The organism is Streptomyces sp. NPDC002446, from assembly GCF_053595675.1.
In genome coordinates this window covers 39286-55217 of record NZ_JBSFYC010000042.1, presented here as the reverse complement: position 1 = coordinate 55217, position 15932 = coordinate 39286, and the positions used below count along the sequence as shown (strand labels likewise).

The 15932-nt window shown below is 74.1% G+C and carries 15 protein-coding genes and 1 tRNA gene; 8 read left to right on the top strand and 8 right to left on the bottom strand.

The annotated features are described in order from the left end of the window. Nucleotides 1-130: 130 nt before the first annotated feature. Complete coding sequence (locus ACWD6P_RS23185) at nt 131-724, top strand: histidine phosphatase family protein (RefSeq protein WP_451446057.1); 594 nt, start codon at nt 131-133, stop codon at nt 722-724. Between the two features lie 57 nt (nt 725-781). Here ACWD6P_RS23185 and ACWD6P_RS23180 read toward each other — a convergent pair whose 3' ends face one another. Beyond that, a complete protein-coding gene (locus tag ACWD6P_RS23180; protein ID WP_451446056.1) occupies nt 782-2203 on the bottom strand; it encodes a tetratricopeptide repeat protein in 1422 nt (473 codons plus the stop codon). A gap of 224 nt (nt 2204-2427) precedes the next feature. Here ACWD6P_RS23180 and ACWD6P_RS23175 point away from each other — a divergent pair, with 224 nt between their 5' ends. Then, the gene (locus ACWD6P_RS23175; protein WP_451446055.1) at nt 2428-2916 is read left to right on the top strand and encodes a hypothetical protein; all 489 of its coding nucleotides are present in this window, start codon (nt 2428-2430) and stop codon (nt 2914-2916) included. Nucleotides 2917-2960: 44 nt separating this feature from the next. Here the strand turns inward: ACWD6P_RS23175 and ACWD6P_RS23170 are convergent, their stop codons facing one another. The 3 genes from ACWD6P_RS23170 to ACWD6P_RS23160 all read right to left on the bottom strand — a co-directional run bounded on the left by ACWD6P_RS23170 (nt 2961) and on the right by ACWD6P_RS23160 (nt 7056). Then, on the bottom strand, nt 2961-4256 hold the full coding sequence (locus tag ACWD6P_RS23170; protein WP_451446054.1) for an NAD(P)-binding domain-containing protein: 1296 nt from the start codon (nt 4254-4256) through the stop codon (nt 2961-2963). A 17-nt stretch (nt 4257-4273) separates the two neighbouring features. Beyond that, a complete protein-coding gene (locus tag ACWD6P_RS23165) occupies nt 4274-5551 on the bottom strand; it encodes a glycosyltransferase (RefSeq protein ID WP_451446069.1) in 1278 nt (425 codons plus the stop codon). 74 nt (nt 5552-5625) lie between these two features. Continuing rightward, complete coding sequence (locus ACWD6P_RS23160) at nt 5626-7056, bottom strand: exopolysaccharide biosynthesis polyprenyl glycosylphosphotransferase (RefSeq protein WP_451446053.1); 1431 nt, start codon at nt 7054-7056, stop codon at nt 5626-5628. A 685-nt stretch (nt 7057-7741) separates the two neighbouring features. Between ACWD6P_RS23160 and ACWD6P_RS23155 the strand changes: the two genes are divergently transcribed. Beyond that, nucleotides 7742-8113 carry a chaplin gene (locus ACWD6P_RS23155; protein WP_451446052.1) on the top strand — a complete coding sequence of 124 codons (372 nt, stop codon included), beginning with the start codon at nt 7742-7744 and terminating at the stop codon, nt 8111-8113. A gap of 129 nt (nt 8114-8242) precedes the next feature. Continuing rightward, nucleotides 8243-9103 (top strand): spermidine synthase, encoded by an 861-nt coding sequence (locus ACWD6P_RS23150; protein WP_451446051.1) that lies wholly within the window; start codon nt 8243-8245, stop codon nt 9101-9103. A gap of 67 nt (nt 9104-9170) precedes the next feature. Here the strand turns inward: ACWD6P_RS23150 and ACWD6P_RS23145 are convergent, their stop codons facing one another. Further along, nucleotides 9171-9740: a hypothetical protein gene (locus ACWD6P_RS23145; RefSeq protein WP_451446050.1), complete on the bottom strand. Its 570-nt coding sequence runs from the start codon at nt 9738-9740 to the stop codon at nt 9171-9173. Nucleotides 9741-9858: 118 nt separating this feature from the next. Here ACWD6P_RS23145 and ACWD6P_RS23140 point away from each other — a divergent pair, with 118 nt between their 5' ends. The 3 genes from ACWD6P_RS23140 to ACWD6P_RS23130 all read left to right on the top strand — a co-directional run bounded on the left by ACWD6P_RS23140 (nt 9859) and on the right by ACWD6P_RS23130 (nt 13192). Next, nucleotides 9859-10551, top strand: a complete 693-nt coding sequence (locus ACWD6P_RS23140) for a response regulator transcription factor (protein WP_451446049.1) — start codon at nt 9859-9861, stop codon at nt 10549-10551. A 10-nt stretch (nt 10552-10561) separates the two neighbouring features. Then, complete coding sequence (locus tag ACWD6P_RS23135) at nt 10562-11965, top strand: sensor histidine kinase (protein WP_451446048.1); 1404 nt, start codon at nt 10562-10564, stop codon at nt 11963-11965. 177 nt (nt 11966-12142) lie between these two features. Next, nucleotides 12143-13192 (top strand): chitinase, encoded by a 1050-nt coding sequence (locus ACWD6P_RS23130; RefSeq protein WP_451446047.1) that lies wholly within the window; start codon nt 12143-12145, stop codon nt 13190-13192. Nucleotides 13193-13244: 52 nt separating this feature from the next. Here the strand turns inward: ACWD6P_RS23130 and ACWD6P_RS23125 are convergent, their stop codons facing one another. Then, on the bottom strand, nt 13245-14183 hold the full coding sequence (locus ACWD6P_RS23125) for a helix-turn-helix domain-containing protein (RefSeq protein WP_451446046.1): 939 nt from the start codon (nt 14181-14183) through the stop codon (nt 13245-13247). Nucleotides 14184-14323: 140 nt separating this feature from the next. On the opposite strand from ACWD6P_RS23125, the gene ACWD6P_RS23120 reads away from it, so the two are divergent. Continuing rightward, on the top strand, nt 14324-14974 hold the full coding sequence (locus tag ACWD6P_RS23120) for an NAD(P)-dependent oxidoreductase (RefSeq protein WP_451446045.1): 651 nt from the start codon (nt 14324-14326) through the stop codon (nt 14972-14974). Nucleotides 14975-15056: 82 nt separating this feature from the next. Here the strand turns inward: ACWD6P_RS23120 and ACWD6P_RS23115 are convergent. Both ACWD6P_RS23115 and orn read right to left on the bottom strand, forming a co-directional pair. Next, a tRNA-His gene (locus tag ACWD6P_RS23115) sits at nt 15057-15132 on the bottom strand. A gap of 159 nt (nt 15133-15291) precedes the next feature. Next, nucleotides 15292-15927 carry an oligoribonuclease gene (gene orn / locus ACWD6P_RS23110; protein ID WP_451446044.1) on the bottom strand — a complete coding sequence of 212 codons (636 nt, stop codon included), beginning with the start codon at nt 15925-15927 and terminating at the stop codon, nt 15292-15294. Nucleotides 15928-15932: the final 5 nt, after the last annotated feature.

The window sequence follows — 15932 nt, the reverse complement described above, 5'->3', positions numbered from 1 at the left end:
GACCCCGGGGAGCCCCCGGCGGCCGCCCCGCCCGCGGACAAATCACCCCGTGCGCGAGAATGGGAACCCCGCGGTCAACGTCGCCCGCACCGAGCAACGACCGGCCGAGCGATCGGCGAGAGGTACGACGATGGCAGCGCGCATATTCCTGGCCAGACACGGGCAGACGGAGTGGTCCCTGTCCGGCAGGCACACCGGCCGTACGGACATCCCGCTGCTGGACGAGGGCCGGCGCGGCGCCAAGCTCCTCGGTGAGCGGCTGCACCACGGCCCCTGGGACGGCCTGCCGGGCGTCGAGGTCCGCACCAGCCCCCTGGTGCGCGCGAAGGAGACCTGCGAGCTGGCCGGTTTCGGCGGCCGGGCGCAGGAGTGGGACGCGCTGATGGAGTTCGACTACGGCGCGTACGAGGGCCTGACCCCGGCCGAGATCAAGGCCGGGCGCCCGGACTGGCTCATCTGGCGCGACGGGGTGCCGGAGGGTGAGACCCTCGCCGAGGTGTCCGCGCGGGCGGACGAGGTCGTCGGCTGGGCGCGTTCGGCCGACCGCGATGTGCTGGTCTTCGCGCACGGCCACATCCTGCGCGCGCTGGGCGCCCGCTGGCTGGGCCTGGACATCTCCTTCGCCGCCCGCATCCGGCTGGAGCCGACGTCCCTGTCGGTGCTCGGCTGGGCCTACGGCGAGCCGGCCATCGAGCGCTGGAACGACACCGGCCACCTGGGCTGACCGCCCGCGGCGAGCCGCGCCCGACCGCCCGCCTGGTGATCCGTCCCCGGCCGGGCCTCATCCGTGCGACGAGGCCGTCTCCGCATGCCGCTCCAGGAAGGCGGCGACCGGCGCGCTCGTGCGGTGCGGCCGCAGCGTACGAGCCGTGCGGTCGAGCATCGTGCGGATACGGGCCGAGTGGACCTGCGCCAGCAGCGTCAGCACCCGTGAGCCGGCCGCGGCGGCCTCCTCGGGGGCGCCGCTGTCCGCGAGGTCGCCGGCCAGCTCCGCGGTGAACAGCGCGATGTTGCGGGTGAAGTGCGGGTCCTGCAGGGCCACCGCCCGCTGCGCGTACTCCGCCGCGCGCTCCGCGTCGCCCAGCGCCGACCAGCACTGCGCCTCCAGGCCCGCCACCTCGGCCTCGCCGTAGAACGTCATCCACTCCGGGTCGCCGTCCCGCTGCCCGGCCGCGAACAGCCGCTCCGCACGGGCCAGTGCCTGCTCGCAGCCGGAGCGGTCGCCCAGCCCCGCCCAGCCGCCCGCCTCCCGCAGCGCCAGCAGCGACAGCAGCCGCGGTGAGGCGAGGTGCTTGGCGGCCTGCTGTGCGGCCTGCGCGGCGCGCACCGCCTCGCGCGGCCGGCCGGCGTCGCGGGCGAGGAAGGCGGTGTTGCAGAAGGCGTGCGCCTCCAGGGCCGCGTCGCCGCAGACCCGGGCGGTGGCCAGCGCCTCCGCGTAGTGCGAGCGGGCGTCGTCGAAGCGGCCCGAGTCGTGCGCCAGCCAGCCGACGGTGATGGCGAGTTCGCCCGCCCCGGAGTGCAGCCGGTCGGAGACCGAGCGGCGCTGGACGCCTGCGTCCAGCAACTCGTAGGCGGCGCGCAGCGGCTGGGTGGCACGGCGGTAGATGCCCTCCGCGCCGTGCCGGTCGTCCAGCAGCCGGATATGGCGTACGGCCTGCTCGACGGCGGTGGCTTCGGCCGCACCGACCCGGCCGCCGGCCGGCGTGCGCGGCCCGGGTACCTGGGCACACGTGGCGGCGGCAGCGGCTTCGACGGGGTGCAGGGCGGCGAAGCCCAGGGCTGCCGCCGGGCCGCCGGTGATGAACGCGCGACGCAGCACGTCGCTCTCCTCGCAGATCTGGATACGGGTATCGCGGTGGTCGGTGTCGGTTGCCAGGGGCGCGGCGCTGACCGCCGCCGTACGCGCCCCCCGTCCGCGTACCGCCTCGCGTGGCGCGAAACCCATGTCGGGCAGCGTCAGCCCGGGGAACATGTGCCGGAACACCCGCTCGTAGGCGTAGTTCGGACACCGGATCTCCCCGGACTCGACGCGCCCCACATAGCGGGCGTCGCACGAGACCTGCTCACCGATCTCACGGGCGGCCCGTCGGACCGCCGCCGCGAACTCGCCTGGTGACAGCCGGCCGCGCAGCTGTCGGAAAGCGGTGTTCGGGCGGGCGGGTACGGTGCGGGACGACGCTGAACCTGCTGTTGGCGACGTCATGGCGGACCCTCTCCGTGCCCTCTCCGTGCCATCTCGTGGCGATGCCGCCTCCTGGCGGTGCGGCGGGACGACGGTACCGGCCGCGATGGCTCCGATATGCCCAGTTTGGCTACAAACCGGATATCTCACGCGCGATCTGCCATGAACTGCCATCCTTTGCAGCGTTACGCCGCCGTAGCTGTTGACACGTCTGACCGTTGAATTCGGTGTAAAGGCTGCGGCGTGTGCAGGAGGAGGGGTTCTCCGTGTGGGAGACCGGCGTGAGCAGGGGCGGCAACGGTTCCGCGGGCCAGGCCGGAGGCCTGCGCAAGCAGGCCGTCCCGGGTGGCGCGGCCGCCGTACCCGTCCAGCCCTGTGACCTCGTCACGGTGCCTGCCCGGCAAGGGCTGGAGGCCGTCGACATCCTGCGGCTGCGGGACGGCGTCGGCCCCGTACTGCACGACGGCGCCTGCGACACCCTCGGCTTCCTGGTGCCGCCCGGTACGGCCGACGGCTGGGACGTGCCGGGCAGCGCGTGCACCCAGACGTACGGGCGGGGCATCGCGCCGGGTGCGCTGTGCGGTGAAGGCGTCGCGGTGGAGCCGCCGGTGACCGGCACCGGCTGGCTGGTGCCCCCGGAGGGCGCGGGCGCCGCCGCCACCGACCCGGCCGTACTGCGCGCGGCGCTCGGCGAGGCGGCACGGACGATCGAGGCCGTCGACCGCTGCCAGTGAGCGCCCGCCGCCGGAGAGCGGCCCGGCGGGGCCGGGGCGCGCGGTCAGTGCGCGGGTTCGCCGGCCGCCGCGTCCGGTGCCGGGCCGCTCGTGCCGGCCGGTGCGCCGTCCCGCGTCGGACGGGGGATGGTGGTGGCGCCGCGCCGGTCGCCCAGCCGGCGCTGCACGCCGCGCAGCAGCCGCGGCGCGGTGAACTCCGTCCCGTACACGAACTTCATCGACGGGCCGAACGTCGGCGCGGTCAGCAGCCCCGCGAAGAACAGGCCGGGCCAGGACGATTCGAAGCCGGAGCTCAGCTCGGGCGCGCACCCGCCGCCCACCGTTCGCACGGTGGTGCGCACCCGGGGGTGGAGCAGCCGCAGCCGCCGCAGGTCGGGGCTGAAGCCGGTCGCCGCCACCACATGGTGGGCGTCGAGGGTCTCGGCGCCGCCGTCCGTACGGGTGAGGTGGAGCCGCACCCCCTCGCCGTGGGGGACGGCGGCCCGGACCCGGTGGCCCAGCAGGACCGGCACCGCGGACTCGAAGCGCTCCCGCAGCCACCAGGCGCCGGACGGGCCGGGCGCGGTCTCGGCCATCCGCGTCCGGGCCGCCGGGGACAGCAGGCGTACCGCAGCCGGCAGTTGGGACCACACCCAGGCCGGCCAGCCGGTGCCGAGCCCCGCGCGCGGGGTGCCCAGCGCGCGCAGCCGGCCGCGCTCCTGCGGCTGCGGCGGGCGGTCCCAGCGCAGCCGGTCCGCGCGGGCCACCACCACGGACCGGGCGCCCTGCTCGGCCAGCAGGGTCGCGGTCTCCAGCGCGGACTGACCTGACCCGATCACCGCGACGTCCCGGCCGGTGAAGCGGCGCAGATCGCGGTGGTCGCTGCTGTGCGAGGCGAGTTCCGGGGGGAGTTCGAGCAGCGGCCAGGGGCGGTCGGCGAACGGCAGCGCGCCGACGGCGAGCGCGACGGTGCGGGCCGCGATCGGCTCGCCGGTGTCCGTGACGACCTGGAAGCCGTCGTCGTCCGGGCGTACGGCGGTGACGGTGACCTCCTCGACCTGCGGCACCGCCCGTTCGCCGAACCATCTGCCGTACGCGACGAAGGTGTCGAGGGTCAGCGGGACGCCGTGCTCGGCGGTCAGGTCGTGGACGGCGAAGTACTCGCCCAGGTTGTGGCGGCCGGACGGGCCGAAGAGGCTGCTGGACCGGGGCTCGGACGTGAGGAGCATGCCGTCGGGCATATGGTCGCGCCACGAGGCCATCGGCCGGCCCAGGACCCGCAGCCGCAGTCCGGCCGCCGCCGCGTGCGCGGCGATCGACAGTCCGTACGGGCCGGCGCCCACCACCACGAGGTCGTACATCGGAGTTCCTGCGCTTTCTACCTGTTCGAGAGCTGGGACGGGGCGGACGACCGGGACGGGTCCGGCAGCGAGACGACTCCGGGGGCGTGGGGCTGCGGCGCGGGGACCGGCGCGGGGGTGCGCCGCCGGGCGGGGGCGGCGGCCACCGCCTGCTCGTACACGGCCATCAGCGACTCGGCGCTGCGCGCGATGTCATAGCGCCGCACCACCGGCGGCACCGGCAGCCGGACCGGCCCTTCGCGCCGCAACTCCCGCAGCGCAGCGGCGAGTTCGGGTACGCCGGGGCTGAAGTGGCGGGCGCCGGGCGCCTGCTCCTCGGGCAGCTCGTCGACCGCCGGGCAGCTGCCGTAGAGCACATGCAGCCCGGACGCGAGCGCCTCCAGGACGGACAGCCCGAACGCCTCCTCCGGGGACGGTGAGACGAAGACGTCGAGGGCGGAGAGCAGGGCGGGGATGTCGGGTACGTCGGCCGTATCGGCGGTATCGGCGGTATCGGCGGCATCGGCAGGCGCTGCCGGGGATCCGGCCACGTCGTCGATCGCGCCCAGGAGGTGAATGCGGTCGCCCGACCCGAACTGCTCCCCCATCCGCCGCAGTACCTCCCGCTCCGGGCCCTCGCCCGCCAGCAGCAGGTGTACGCCGGGGAGTTGGGTCACCGCCCGGACCAGGACGTCGAACCGCTTGCCGGGCACCAGCCGGCCGGCGCCGCCGACCACGAAGGCGTCCAGCGGCAGCCCGAGCCGGGTGCGGACCCTGGCGCGGGCGGCCGGGTCGAAGCCAAAGCGGTGCGCCTCGATGCCGTGGGGCACCACATGGATCCGCTGCTCGGGCACGCCCCAGCGCCGCAGCCGGGCGGCGACGGTGTCCGAGACCGCGACCGTCGCCGTGCCCAGCCGCTCGGTGGCCCGGTAGAGGGCGCGGACCCCGCGGGTCAGCCGGCGTCCCTCCATGACCGCGTCGCCCAGGGAGCGCTCGGTGGCGACCACGGCCCGTACGCCGGCCAGCCGGGCGGCGATCCGGCCGTAGACACAGGCCCGGTAGCGGTGGGTGTGCACCAGGTCGTAGCCGCCGGTGCGGATCAGCCCGGCCAGGCGGGGGAGCGCGGTCAGATCGCGGTGGCCGGTCATGCCGAGCGGGGTGACGGGGGTGCCGTCCGCCTCGATGGCGTCGGCGACCGGTCCCGGACCGGCCAGCGTGACGACCTCGCACTGGGCGGGCAGCCGGCGCAGCAGCAGCCGCAGCTGCTGCTCGGCGCCGCCCATGCCGAGGCCCGTGATGACATGGAGAACCTTCACCGGATGCCTCCCGGGGTTGGGGTGTCTTACGGACCGGGCCGGGCCGGGCCGGACGGCGGCCGCCGCGTCCGTGCTCATCCGCCCTCCCGCCACGGCGGCCGGGCCGCGGTGCGCAGCAGGATCCGGACGTCCTGCCACAGCGACCAGCCGTCGATATAGAGGTTGTCGAAGCGGACCCGCTCCTCAAGGGAGGTCCGCCCGCCCAGTCCGTGCACCTGGGCGAGTCCCGTGATGCCCACCGGCATGCGGTGCCGAGCCGGGTACTCCGGGCAGCGCCGGGTCAGCTCCGCGGCGCGGCAGGCGCGCTCCGGGCGCGGCCCGACCAGGCTCATCTCGCCGCGCAGGACGTTCCACAGCTGCGGCAGCCCGTCCAGCGAGGTGCGCCGCAGCAGGTGGCCGACCCGGGTCGTCCGGGCGTCGTCCGCCACGCTCCACTGCGCCGTCGCACCGTGCTCGTCACCGGGGCGCAGGGTGCGGAACCTCAGCAGGGTGAAGCTGCGGCCGCCGCGGCCGGTGCACTCCTGCCGGAGCAGCACACCGGGCCCGTCGGCGAGCCGCAGCGCCAGCGCGCAGCCCAGCAGCACCGGCGCCGCGGCCGCCAGCGCGAGCGCGGCCAGTGCGAGGTCCAGCGTCCGCTTGCCCCAACTGCCGTGCCGGGGCGGGGCGGTGTCCAGCGGGCGGCAGGCGAAGCCCCACAGATGATCGGTCTCCGGGTGCGGCGGGCGTCCCTCGCGGGCGGCCGCGGCGCCGGCCAGCCAGATCGCCGAGCCCTGGTCGACGAAGCGGCGCAGCAGCGCGGCGGTGTGCGGATCGCCGTACGGCGGCACGGTGAACACCGCGTCGCGCACGGTGTGCTGGATGACGGCCAGGGTGATGTCCTGGGGGGCGCTGAGCCGCGGCAGCGGCAGCGCCCCGTCGCCCGGGGGCGCTTCGGGCGGGCCGGACGGCGCCGGCGCGACCACGCCCACCGGGCGCATGCCGTACTCGGGGTGGGCCAGGAGCGCGGCGGCCAGCTGCCGGGCGGCCGGGTCGGTGCCCACGATCAGCGTGCTGCGCGGCCGCCGGCGGGCCAGGCCGCGGCGCGCCCGGTAGACCGCGGCCCGGCCGCCGCACACCAGCACGGTCTGCGCCAGCACTGCGGCCGCCAGCAGGGCCGGTGACAGCGCCAGGTCCGGCCGTAGGGCGGCGAGCAGCGCGGCCGTCGCGCACCAGCAGACGGCGGCCCGGCCCAGCAGCGCCGGCAGATCGCCCAGCGCGGTCGGCGCGGGGCCCGGACGGTAGAGCCCGGCCCGGGCGTGGAGCAGCAGCAGTCCCAGCACGACGGCGGCGGGCAGCGCCGGCGCGGTACCGGGGCCGAGGGCGAGCACCGCGGCACCCGTAGCGCCCAGGCAGTCAGCGGCCGCCAGCGGGGCGACGGCGCGCCGCCGGCGGGGAACCGCCGAAGGAACCGCCGACGGGGGCCGCACCCGGGCGGAACGGTGCGCGTCCGCGCTCTCCGTCGTCATCGCCTGATCCGCTCCCCTGACAGCACTCTCAGTGGACTCCCCACGGCCTTCGCGGTCCGTCCGCGCGGCTCCGTACGGGCCTTTGCGGAAAACTCCTGGGCGTTGCTCAGGGACGGGTACCGGCCCGGGCGTCGAGCGCGCCGAGCGGATATCCCGGACCTCGGCCGGTGAATCGGAAAGCGCACCGATCGGCTCGGTGCCGCAGTGCGGAGTCCCTCCCGAATACCTTGGAATCGATTGCGGAGGTATTGCGGCAGGAGGGCTTTCGGGCGGACTCCAGGACGAATTCGCTGATCGTCGAATTCATCACATCATTCGCCGGGTCGGCGGTATCGGCGGCGGTGCCCCGCCGGGCCGCCGCGCAGGAGGCGGCCGGCGCGCACACGACGCCGCGCCCGGTGCGGTCCGTCGACTTCCGCATGTCTTCCTCTCCGACTTCTATCAGTCAAACAGGAGAGCACTCTGACAGAAATCATGTTGGAAACCGCGACAGGCACGCCGTATGCCGCAGGGGGATCCCGATCGGCGGAATGCCGGAGTTCCCCGGCGGGTGCTTGCTGCCAGAAGGGCTAATGATTGCTGCCAGAAGGACCAACGATTTCCCGTAAGGGGGAACGCCCGCATCCCTGCCTCATTCCGTTCGTTGTGACCGGGTGCCCCATTCGCGAACTGAAAGGAGAATGGGATGAAGCGGTTCGTCCAGTCCGCCGCGACGGCTGCGGCCGGCTGCGCCCTGGTGGTCAGTGGCGCAGGCATCGCGTCCGCCGGTGGCGGTGTCGCCCAGCAGGGTGGTCACGAGCGTGCCGGTCACGCTCAGTACATCCAGCAGAGCTACGGCGGCCACAAGCACCGCCACGGCCACCACGGTCACGGCGGCGGGAACTCCGCCGTGGCCAAGGGCGTCGCCACGCGTTCCCCGGGGTTCCTGAGCGGCAACGTGATCCAGGTGCCGATCAACATCCCGATCAACGCCTGCGGTAACAGCCTCAACATCCTCGCACTGCTGAACCCGGCATTCGGGAACCACTGCGTGAACGGTAGCTTCGGAGGCAAGTAGTGCATTCGGCGGACCGCCCCGGCCTCGCGGTCGCGGGTGGTCCGCCGCTCTCCCCACCGCCGCCGCGCCGTCCGCCGTACCGCCCTGACCAGGGAATACGGCATGCGGTGCGGCAGTCATACTGGGGGCATGGCGAGGAGCAGGCGCGGGCGCGGCGGAGCGGAGTCCGTCACGGAGACGGTGGACGGCGGGCTCGCGGAGCTCAGGCCCGACCGGGACCGGCCGCGCGGCTGGACACTGCTGCTCGACGGCGCCCCGCAGTCGCACGTCGACCTCGACGACCCGTCCTTCCTCGACTTCTCCTACCAGCGCCGGCTCGGGCACATCGCCGATCTCGCCGGGCCGCCCGGCGCCCCGCTGCGCGTCGTCCATCTGGGCGGCGGCGCGCTGACCCTGGCCCGCTATGTCGCCGCGACCCGGCCCCGGTCCACCCAGCAGGTGGTGGAGATCGACGCGGCGCTGGTCCAACTCGTCCGCCGGCAGCTGCCGTTGGAGAGCGGCTGGCGGATCCGGGTGCGCGGCGGCGACGCCCGCGCGGGCCTGGCGAAGGTCCCCGACGGCTGGGCCGACCTGATCATCGCCGATGTCTTCGGCGGGGCGCGTACGCCCGCGCATCTGACCAGCTCCGAGTTCGTGGCCGACGTCCGCCGCGCGCTGCGGCCCGGCGGCAGCTACGCGGCCAACCTCGCGGACGGGCCCCCGCTGCGTTTTCTGCGCGGCCAGATCGCCACCGTCCGCACGGTGTTCCCCGAACTCTGCCTCACCGCCGCCCCGGCCGTACTGCGCGGCAAACGCTTCGGCAACGCCGTCCTCCTGGCCTCCGACGGCCCGCTGCCGATCGCCGAGCTGACCCGCCGCGCCGCGACCGATCCGGAGGCCGGGCGGGTCGAACACGGCCGTGCGCTGGCGGACTTCACCGGCGGCGCGGTGCCGGTCACCGACGCCACGGCCGTCCGGTCCCCGGCGCCGCCCGCGAAGGCCTTCGACTGACGCATCTCGCGGGCCGGCGTATGCGTCGGCGGCGTACGGCACCGGCCGACGTCCGGCAGGGCCCGGTTCAGGTCGCGTGGTTGGTCGTCTGCACCGTCGGCGGATGCCCGTTCCAGGTGCAGAACACCGAGGTGTGCGCGCCGCCGCCCGTGAAGTCGACCCGGATCCACCCGTCCTGCTTCCAGACCTGCATCTCCCAGCCCGAGTTCGGGGTCGCCGACACCAGTTCGGCGGAGGCGCTGCCCATGGTGAAGACGACCCGGCCGCCCGCCGTGGAGTAGCTCTTGACCTCGCCGCCGGTGGCGGGCGCGTTGCCGCCAGGCGGGGCGGCGGACGGGCCCGGGCGGGTCGCGCCGGCGGCCGGGGGCGCGGCCGGCTTCGTCGGCCTGCCGTCGGCGGGTGACGGGCTCCGCCCCGCCGATGCGGCCGGTCTGGGGCGGTGGGTGGAGGAGACCCGCGGTGTCGCGCCGCTCTCGCCCCGGGCCCCTGAGGAGGCCACCTGGTCGGAGAGGGGCAGCGCGCGCGGCGGGTCGTAGGCCGTGCCGGACAGCACGGTGTGCACGCCGAACCACGACAGCGTGACCGCGGCGCCGGTCGCCAGCGTCCAGGCCGCCACGTGAACCAGTCCTCGTTGCATTCGGCTCATACTGCACCACCGGCCACCCTGGTCGCAGCCGGTCCAGGACGGCGGAACGCACCGCTCGGGCGTCAACCTCGGGTAAGGAACACGGCCCGAATGGCGTACGGTGCGGCCCATGGCACGTGTGCTCGTGGTCGAGGACGACCAGTTCGTACGCTCGGCCCTCATCCGGCATCTGACCGAGGCCGCCCACACGGTGCGCAGCGTCGGGACCGCCCTGGAGGCGCTGCGCGAGGTGGCGCAGGTCGGCTTCGACGTGGTCATCCTCGACCTCGGCCTGCCCGATCTGGACGGGGGCGAGGCGCTGAAGATGCTGCGCGGGATCACCGACGTCCCGGTGATCATCGCCACCGCCCGGGACGACGAGGCGGAGATCGTACGGCTGTTGAACGACGGCGCCGACGACTACCTCACCAAGCCGTTCTCCGTCGAGCACCTCTCGGCCCGGATGGCGGCCGTACTGCGCCGTGCGCGGGCCGGTGCGGCCGGCGCGGAACCGCCCTCACGAGTGATCCGGGTCGGCGGCCTGTCCGTCGACCCGCTGCGCCGGCAGGCCCGCCTCGACGGTGTCGCGCTCGACCTCACCCGCCGGGAGTTCGACCTGCTGGCCTTCCTCGCCGGGCGCCCCGGCGTCGTCGTCCCGCGCAAGGAACTGCTCGCCGAGGTCTGGCAGCAGTCCTACGGCGACGACCAGACCATCGACGTCCATCTGTCCTGGCTCCGCCGCAAACTGGGCGAAACCGCGGCGAAGCCCCGGTATCTGCACACCCTGCGCGGCGTCGGCGTGAAGCTGGAGCCGCCGCGGTGAGCGAGACGCTGTGAGATGGGCCCTGGTCAAGGTGGCGCTGGCGGTCACCACCATGGTCGTGGTCGCCTTCGCGGTCCCCCTCGGACTCGTCGTCAAGGAGCTGGCCCGCGACCGCGCGTACTCCAACGCCGAGCGGCAGGCCGCCACCATCGGCCCGGTCCTCGCCATCACCACCGACCGCACCCAGCTGGAGCGGGCCGTCGCCAGCGCCGAGACCGGGCCCGGCGGCCGGATCGGCGTCCACGTCCCGGCGAGCGGCAAGAACGGCACCCCCGCCGAGATCGGGTCCCGGCGGGCCGCCCCCGCCGATGTCGCGGCCGCCGTCGAGATCGGCCGGGCCTCCATCTCGCCGGTCCCCGGCGGCTCCGTGCTGCTGCAGCCGACCGCCGTCGCCTCCGGTATCGCGGTCGTCGAGGTCTTCGTCCCCGACGCCGCGCTCACCAACGGCGTCACCACCTCCTGGGTGGTACTGGCCGCCGTCGGACTGGCGCTGGTCATCGGCTCGGTGGCGGTCGCCGACCGGCTCGGCACCCGCATGGTGCGGCCCGCGGAACGGCTCGCGGGCGCCGCCCTCGACCTCGGCAGGGGCAAGCTCGGCGTACGCGTCCCGGAGGACGGCCCCAAGGAACTGCGCTCCGCGGCCAGCGCCTTCAACGCCATGGCCGACCAGGTCGTCCAGCTCCTCGCCAACGAACGCGAACTGGCCGCCGACCTCTCACACCGGCTGCGCACCCCGCTGACCGTCCTCAGGCTCAACACCGCCTCCCTGGGCGACACCCCGGCCGCCGAGCAGACCCGGGCCGCCGTCGAACAGCTGGAGCGCGAGGTCGACCAGATCATCCGCACCGCCCGCGAGCAGAAGGCGCAGACCCGGCAGGCGGCGGCCGCGGCCGGCTGTGACGCCGCCGAGGTGATCCGCGAGCGGATGGCCTTCTGGTCGGCGCTCGCCGAGGACGAGGGCCGCACCGTGCGCATCGCCGGCGCGGACCGCCCGGTACGCATCCCGGTCGCCCGCCCCGAACTCGCCGCCGCCCTCGACGCGATGCTCGGCAACGTCTTCCGGCACACCCCCGAGGGCACCGCCTTCGCGGTCGATGTGCACAACGCCGAGGACGCGGTGATCGTGCTGGTCTCGGACGCGGGCCCGGGCATCGCCGACCCCGACGCGGCGCTGCGCCGCGGCCACGGTGGCGGTGGCGACGGCTCCACCGGCCTCGGTCTGGACATCGTGCGCCGGCTGGCCGAGTCCACCGGCGGCGATGTGCGCCTGGGCCGCTCGGTCCTCGGCGGCACCGAGGTACGGGTGTGGCTGGCGCTGGACGACCGGCGCGAGCGGCACGGCGTACGCCGCGGCCACCGGCTGCGCCGCACCCTCCGCGGCCGCCGCCGGCGAGCCGCCCGCACCGGCTCCTGAGCGAACGGGTGTGTGGCATAGGCCGGAGGTCTTAACCACCCCCTTCCGCTTCCTTAAGGGGGCCATAATTCCGCCAACCGCCGTACGGATCCCGGCATTTGTCCGTTTCGCTGCCGCTAGCGTGCGGGACGCACCACGGTGCACCCCACCCCCCCACGTGACGACAGGCAGGACGAGATGAACCCTTCGGCACACCGCCGGCGCAAGAGCCGTACCACCAAGCTGATCGTGACCGGCGCGGCCGCCGCGCTCGCGGCCGGCGGTGCCTTCGCCGTCGCCGGATCCGCCCTCGCCGACAAGGCGCCGCGGACCCCCGGCGCCGCCGCGAAGCGCGCGGCCGGCTTCTCCCCGTACGTCGACACCTCCCTCAGCCCCGCCTACGACCTGGTCGGCACCGCAGCGAAGACCGGGGTGAAGAACTTCAACCTCGCGTTCATCACCTCCGGCGGCGGCTGCGTACCCAAGTGGGGCGGCGCGGGCGAGCTCGACGGCAACCCGGTGGCCGCGCAGATACCCCGGCTGCGCAAGGCCGGCGGCGACGTGCGGGTCTCCTTCGGCGGCGCCAACGGCTCCGAACTCGGCCTGGCCTGCGGCTCGGCGGACGAGCTGGCCGCCGCGTACGGCAAGGTCATCGACCGCTTCAAGCTCACCAAGGTCGACTTCGACATCGAGGGCGGCGCGCTGCCCGACACCGCCGCCAACACCCGCCGCGCCCAGGCCATCGCCCAGCTCCAGAAGAAGCACCCCGCATTGGACGTCTCCTTCACCCTGCCGGTCATGCCCGAGGGCCTGACCCAGGACGGGGTGAACCTGGTCGCCGACGCCAGGAAGAACGGCGTCAAGGTCTCCGCCGTCAACATCATGGCGATGGACTACGGCCCCTCCTACGACGGCGACATGGGCACCTACGCCACCAAGGCCGCCACCGCCACCCAGGGCCAGATCAAAAAGGCCCTCGGCCTGAGCGACGCGGCCGCCTGGAAGGCCGTCGCCGTGACGCCCATGATCGGCGTCAACGACGTCCAGAACGAGGTCTTCAAGGCCGAAGACGCCGCCCAGCTGGTGAAGTTCGCCAAGGCCAGGCACCTGGGCTGGCTGTCGATGTGGTCCTCGACCCGCGACAAGGCGTGCCCGGGCGGCTCCGGCAACTCCGCCCAGCCGACCTGCAGCTCCATCGAGCAGGGCCCGCTGGACTTCACCAAGGCGTTCGGCGCCTACACCGGCTGAGACAGGTCCCACCCCCACCGGAGGTCCGGCCCGTCGTCCCGGACCACCGTCCCTAGGCGGGGCGCAGCGGCCCACCCCCCACCCGCTGCGCCCCGCCCCGCACCGCCACCCGGAACGCGATCGGGGTGCTGCCGGTCTGCCGCTGGAAGAACTTGCTGAAGTTGGTGGCGTCGGCGAAGCCCAGCCGGTCCGCGATCCGGGCCGCCGACTGGTCGCCGTGCGCCAGCAGCCGTTTGGCCTCCAGCACCACCCTGCGGTCGATGAACTCCTTCGCCCCGATGCCCGCGCTCGCCTCGGTGGCCCGCGCGAGGGTGCGCGGCGCGTACCCCAGCGAGCGGGCGTAGTCGGCGACCCGGCGGCTGCGGGTGAAGCCCCGCTCCACCGCGTCCCGGAAGCGCAGATACGTCTCGCTCGCCGCGCAGCCGCCCGCCCCGTCGTCCGCCGGCCCGCCCGGGTGCGCGGCCCGCAGCACCAGTACGGCCAGCAGATGCCGCAGCACCTCCAGGTGTATCTCCAGCGGCAGCCCGCCCAGCGCCCCGAACTCGCGGTGCAGCTGGCCCATCGCCTCGTCCACACCGCGCGCCGCCGCGCCCTTCAGACGCCGTACGGGCGGCCCGTACCAGTCCTCGATCCGGGCCGCGGCCGCCGTCGCCGGATCCAGGAAGCCGGCCTCGAACAGGACCAGCCGCCCCTCCGCGCCCGCCAGATCGCCGAAGTGCTGGACCTGGCCGGGGCGCGACCACAGCAGATCGCCCGGGGTGAGACGGTGCTCACGGAAGTCGACGCTGTGCACCAGGCGTCCGCTGTCCAGGGTCAGCAGATGGTGGAAGCCGGGGCGGTGCGGAGTCGCCAGCTGGCAGGCGTCCGCGCGCTCTCGCAGCTCGGCGAGCGTCATCACCTCCACACCCGCGGGCCGCCCGGCCGGCGCGGAGAACGCCACCTCCCGGATCTCCGGAACGGGCTCCGCCTCCTCCTGTCGTTTTTTGACCATGCCCGGTCCCTTCGCTACCCCGAAATGTCCCGCTACCGGCCCTAGCGTAGAAGACGTCGGCGAGAGCGCTGACGGAAAACGGAAGTCCGCAGACCCGGACACGCCGACCACCGGACACCGAGAACAGCTTGGGAGACACCATGTCCACGATCGCCCTCTTCGGGGCCGGCGGCGCCATCGGAAGCCGCATCCTCCACGAGGCCCTCCAGCGCGGTCACCAGGTCACCGCGGTGGTCCGCGACCCCGCGAAGATCACCACGAGCCACCCGAACCTGACCGTGACCACCGGCGACATCCTCGACCCGGCCTCCGTCGCCGCCGCTGCCAAGGGCCGGGACGTGCTGGTCAGCGCGGTCGGCGGGGGCGACGGACCGGGCCACATCGCCACCATCAGGCCCGCCGCCGAGTCCCTCGTCGCCGGTCTGCGCACCCTCGGCGGCGAGGCGCCCCGGCTGATCGCGGTCGGCGGCGCCGGCTCGCTGCGCACCCCGGACGGCAAGCAGGTCTGGGACGCGGAGGGCCTGCCCGAGTTCCTGCTCCAGATCATGCACGCCCACGGCGACGCGCTGGACTTCTACCGCTCCGTGACCGATGTGCGCTGGACCAACCTCAGCCCGGCCGCCACCATCGCACCCGGCGAGCGCACCGGCGGCTACCGCACCGCCACCGACGATCTGGTCACCGACGCGGAGGGCACCAGCAAGATCTCCACCGAGGACTACGCGGTCGCCCTCCTCGACGAGATCGAGCGCCCCCGGCACATCGGCGAGCGCTTCACCGTCGGCTACTGAACGTCGGCTACTGAACCGCGCCGCCCGGCTCCCGCGCCCGCAAACGTTCAAGGCCCCCGACCTGAGGTCGGGGGCCTTGAAGTGGGGTGAGTAACGGGACTTGAACCCGCGACATCCTGGACCACAACCAGGTGCTCTACCAGCTGAGCTATACCCACCATGACCGGTGCTGTGTGGTTCTTTTTCCCCACCGGCTGAGAAAAAGTGTACAGGGTCCGGAGGGGTGCTCGCGCCCAGGTTTCGAACCTGGCGGGCGCGGGCGTGTCCTCCGGGTCACGGCAGGTCAGGCCGTGACCCGGAAGACAGCACCGGCTGTCCTACGACGACGGTGCGGACTGCGGTGCCGGCTGGGGTTCGGCCGGCAGGACGTGCTTGGCGGCGATGGCCTTGGCCGTCTCCGAATCGGGGCCGGGCTGCGGCACGAACACCGCCTCCCGGTAGTAGCGCAGCTCCGCGATGGATTCGCGGATGTCCGCCAGTGCCCGGTGGTTGCCGTTCTTGTCCGGACTGTTGAAGTAGGCCCGCGGGAACCAGCGCCGGGCCAGCTCCTTCACGGACGACACATCGACGATCCGGTAGTGGAGGTAGCTCTCCAGCGTCGGCATGTCGCGCAGCAGGAAGCCACGGTCGGTGCCGACGGAATTGCCGCACAGCGGCGCCTTCCCCGGCTCCGGCACATGCTGCTTGATGTAAGCCAGCACCTGCGCCTCGGCCGCCTCCAGCGTCGTCCCGCCGTCCAGCTCCGCCAGCAGCCCGGAGGCCGTGTGCATCTGGCGCACCACCTCCGGCATGGTGCTCAGTGCCTCGGCCGGGGGGCGGATCACCACATCCACCCCGTCGCCCAGCACATTCAGCTCGGAGTCGGTGACCAGCGCGGCCACCTCGATGAGCGCGTCATTCGCCAGCGAGAGTCCGGTCATCTCGCAGTCGATCCACACCATGCGATCGTTCATACATC

Coding starts and splice junctions, on each gene's coding strand:
- ACWD6P_RS23185 (WP_451446057.1), top strand. CDS start 131: ATGGCAGCGCGCATATTCCTGGCCAGACACGGGCAGACGGAGTGGTCC.
- ACWD6P_RS23180 (WP_451446056.1), bottom strand. CDS start 2,203: ATGACGTCGCCAACAGCAGGTTCAGCGTCGTCCCGCACCGTACCCGCC.
- ACWD6P_RS23170 (WP_451446054.1), bottom strand. CDS start 4,256: ATGTACGACCTCGTGGTGGTGGGCGCCGGCCCGTACGGACTGTCGATC.
- ACWD6P_RS23160 (WP_451446053.1), bottom strand. CDS start 7,056: ATGACGACGGAGAGCGCGGACGCGCACCGTTCCGCCCGGGTGCGGCCC.
- ACWD6P_RS23155 (WP_451446052.1), top strand. CDS start 7,742: ATGAAGCGGTTCGTCCAGTCCGCCGCGACGGCTGCGGCCGGCTGCGCC.
- ACWD6P_RS23150 (WP_451446051.1), top strand. CDS start 8,243: ATGGCGAGGAGCAGGCGCGGGCGCGGCGGAGCGGAGTCCGTCACGGAG.
- ACWD6P_RS23145 (WP_451446050.1), bottom strand. CDS start 9,740: ATGCAACGAGGACTGGTTCACGTGGCGGCCTGGACGCTGGCGACCGGC.
- ACWD6P_RS23140 (WP_451446049.1), top strand. CDS start 9,859: ATGGCACGTGTGCTCGTGGTCGAGGACGACCAGTTCGTACGCTCGGCC.
- ACWD6P_RS23130 (WP_451446047.1), top strand. CDS start 12,143: ATGAACCCTTCGGCACACCGCCGGCGCAAGAGCCGTACCACCAAGCTG.
- ACWD6P_RS23125 (WP_451446046.1), bottom strand. CDS start 14,183: ATGGTCAAAAAACGACAGGAGGAGGCGGAGCCCGTTCCGGAGATCCGG.
- ACWD6P_RS23120 (WP_451446045.1), top strand. CDS start 14,324: ATGTCCACGATCGCCCTCTTCGGGGCCGGCGGCGCCATCGGAAGCCGC.
- orn (WP_451446044.1), bottom strand. CDS start 15,927: ATGAACGATCGCATGGTGTGGATCGACTGCGAGATGACCGGACTCTCG.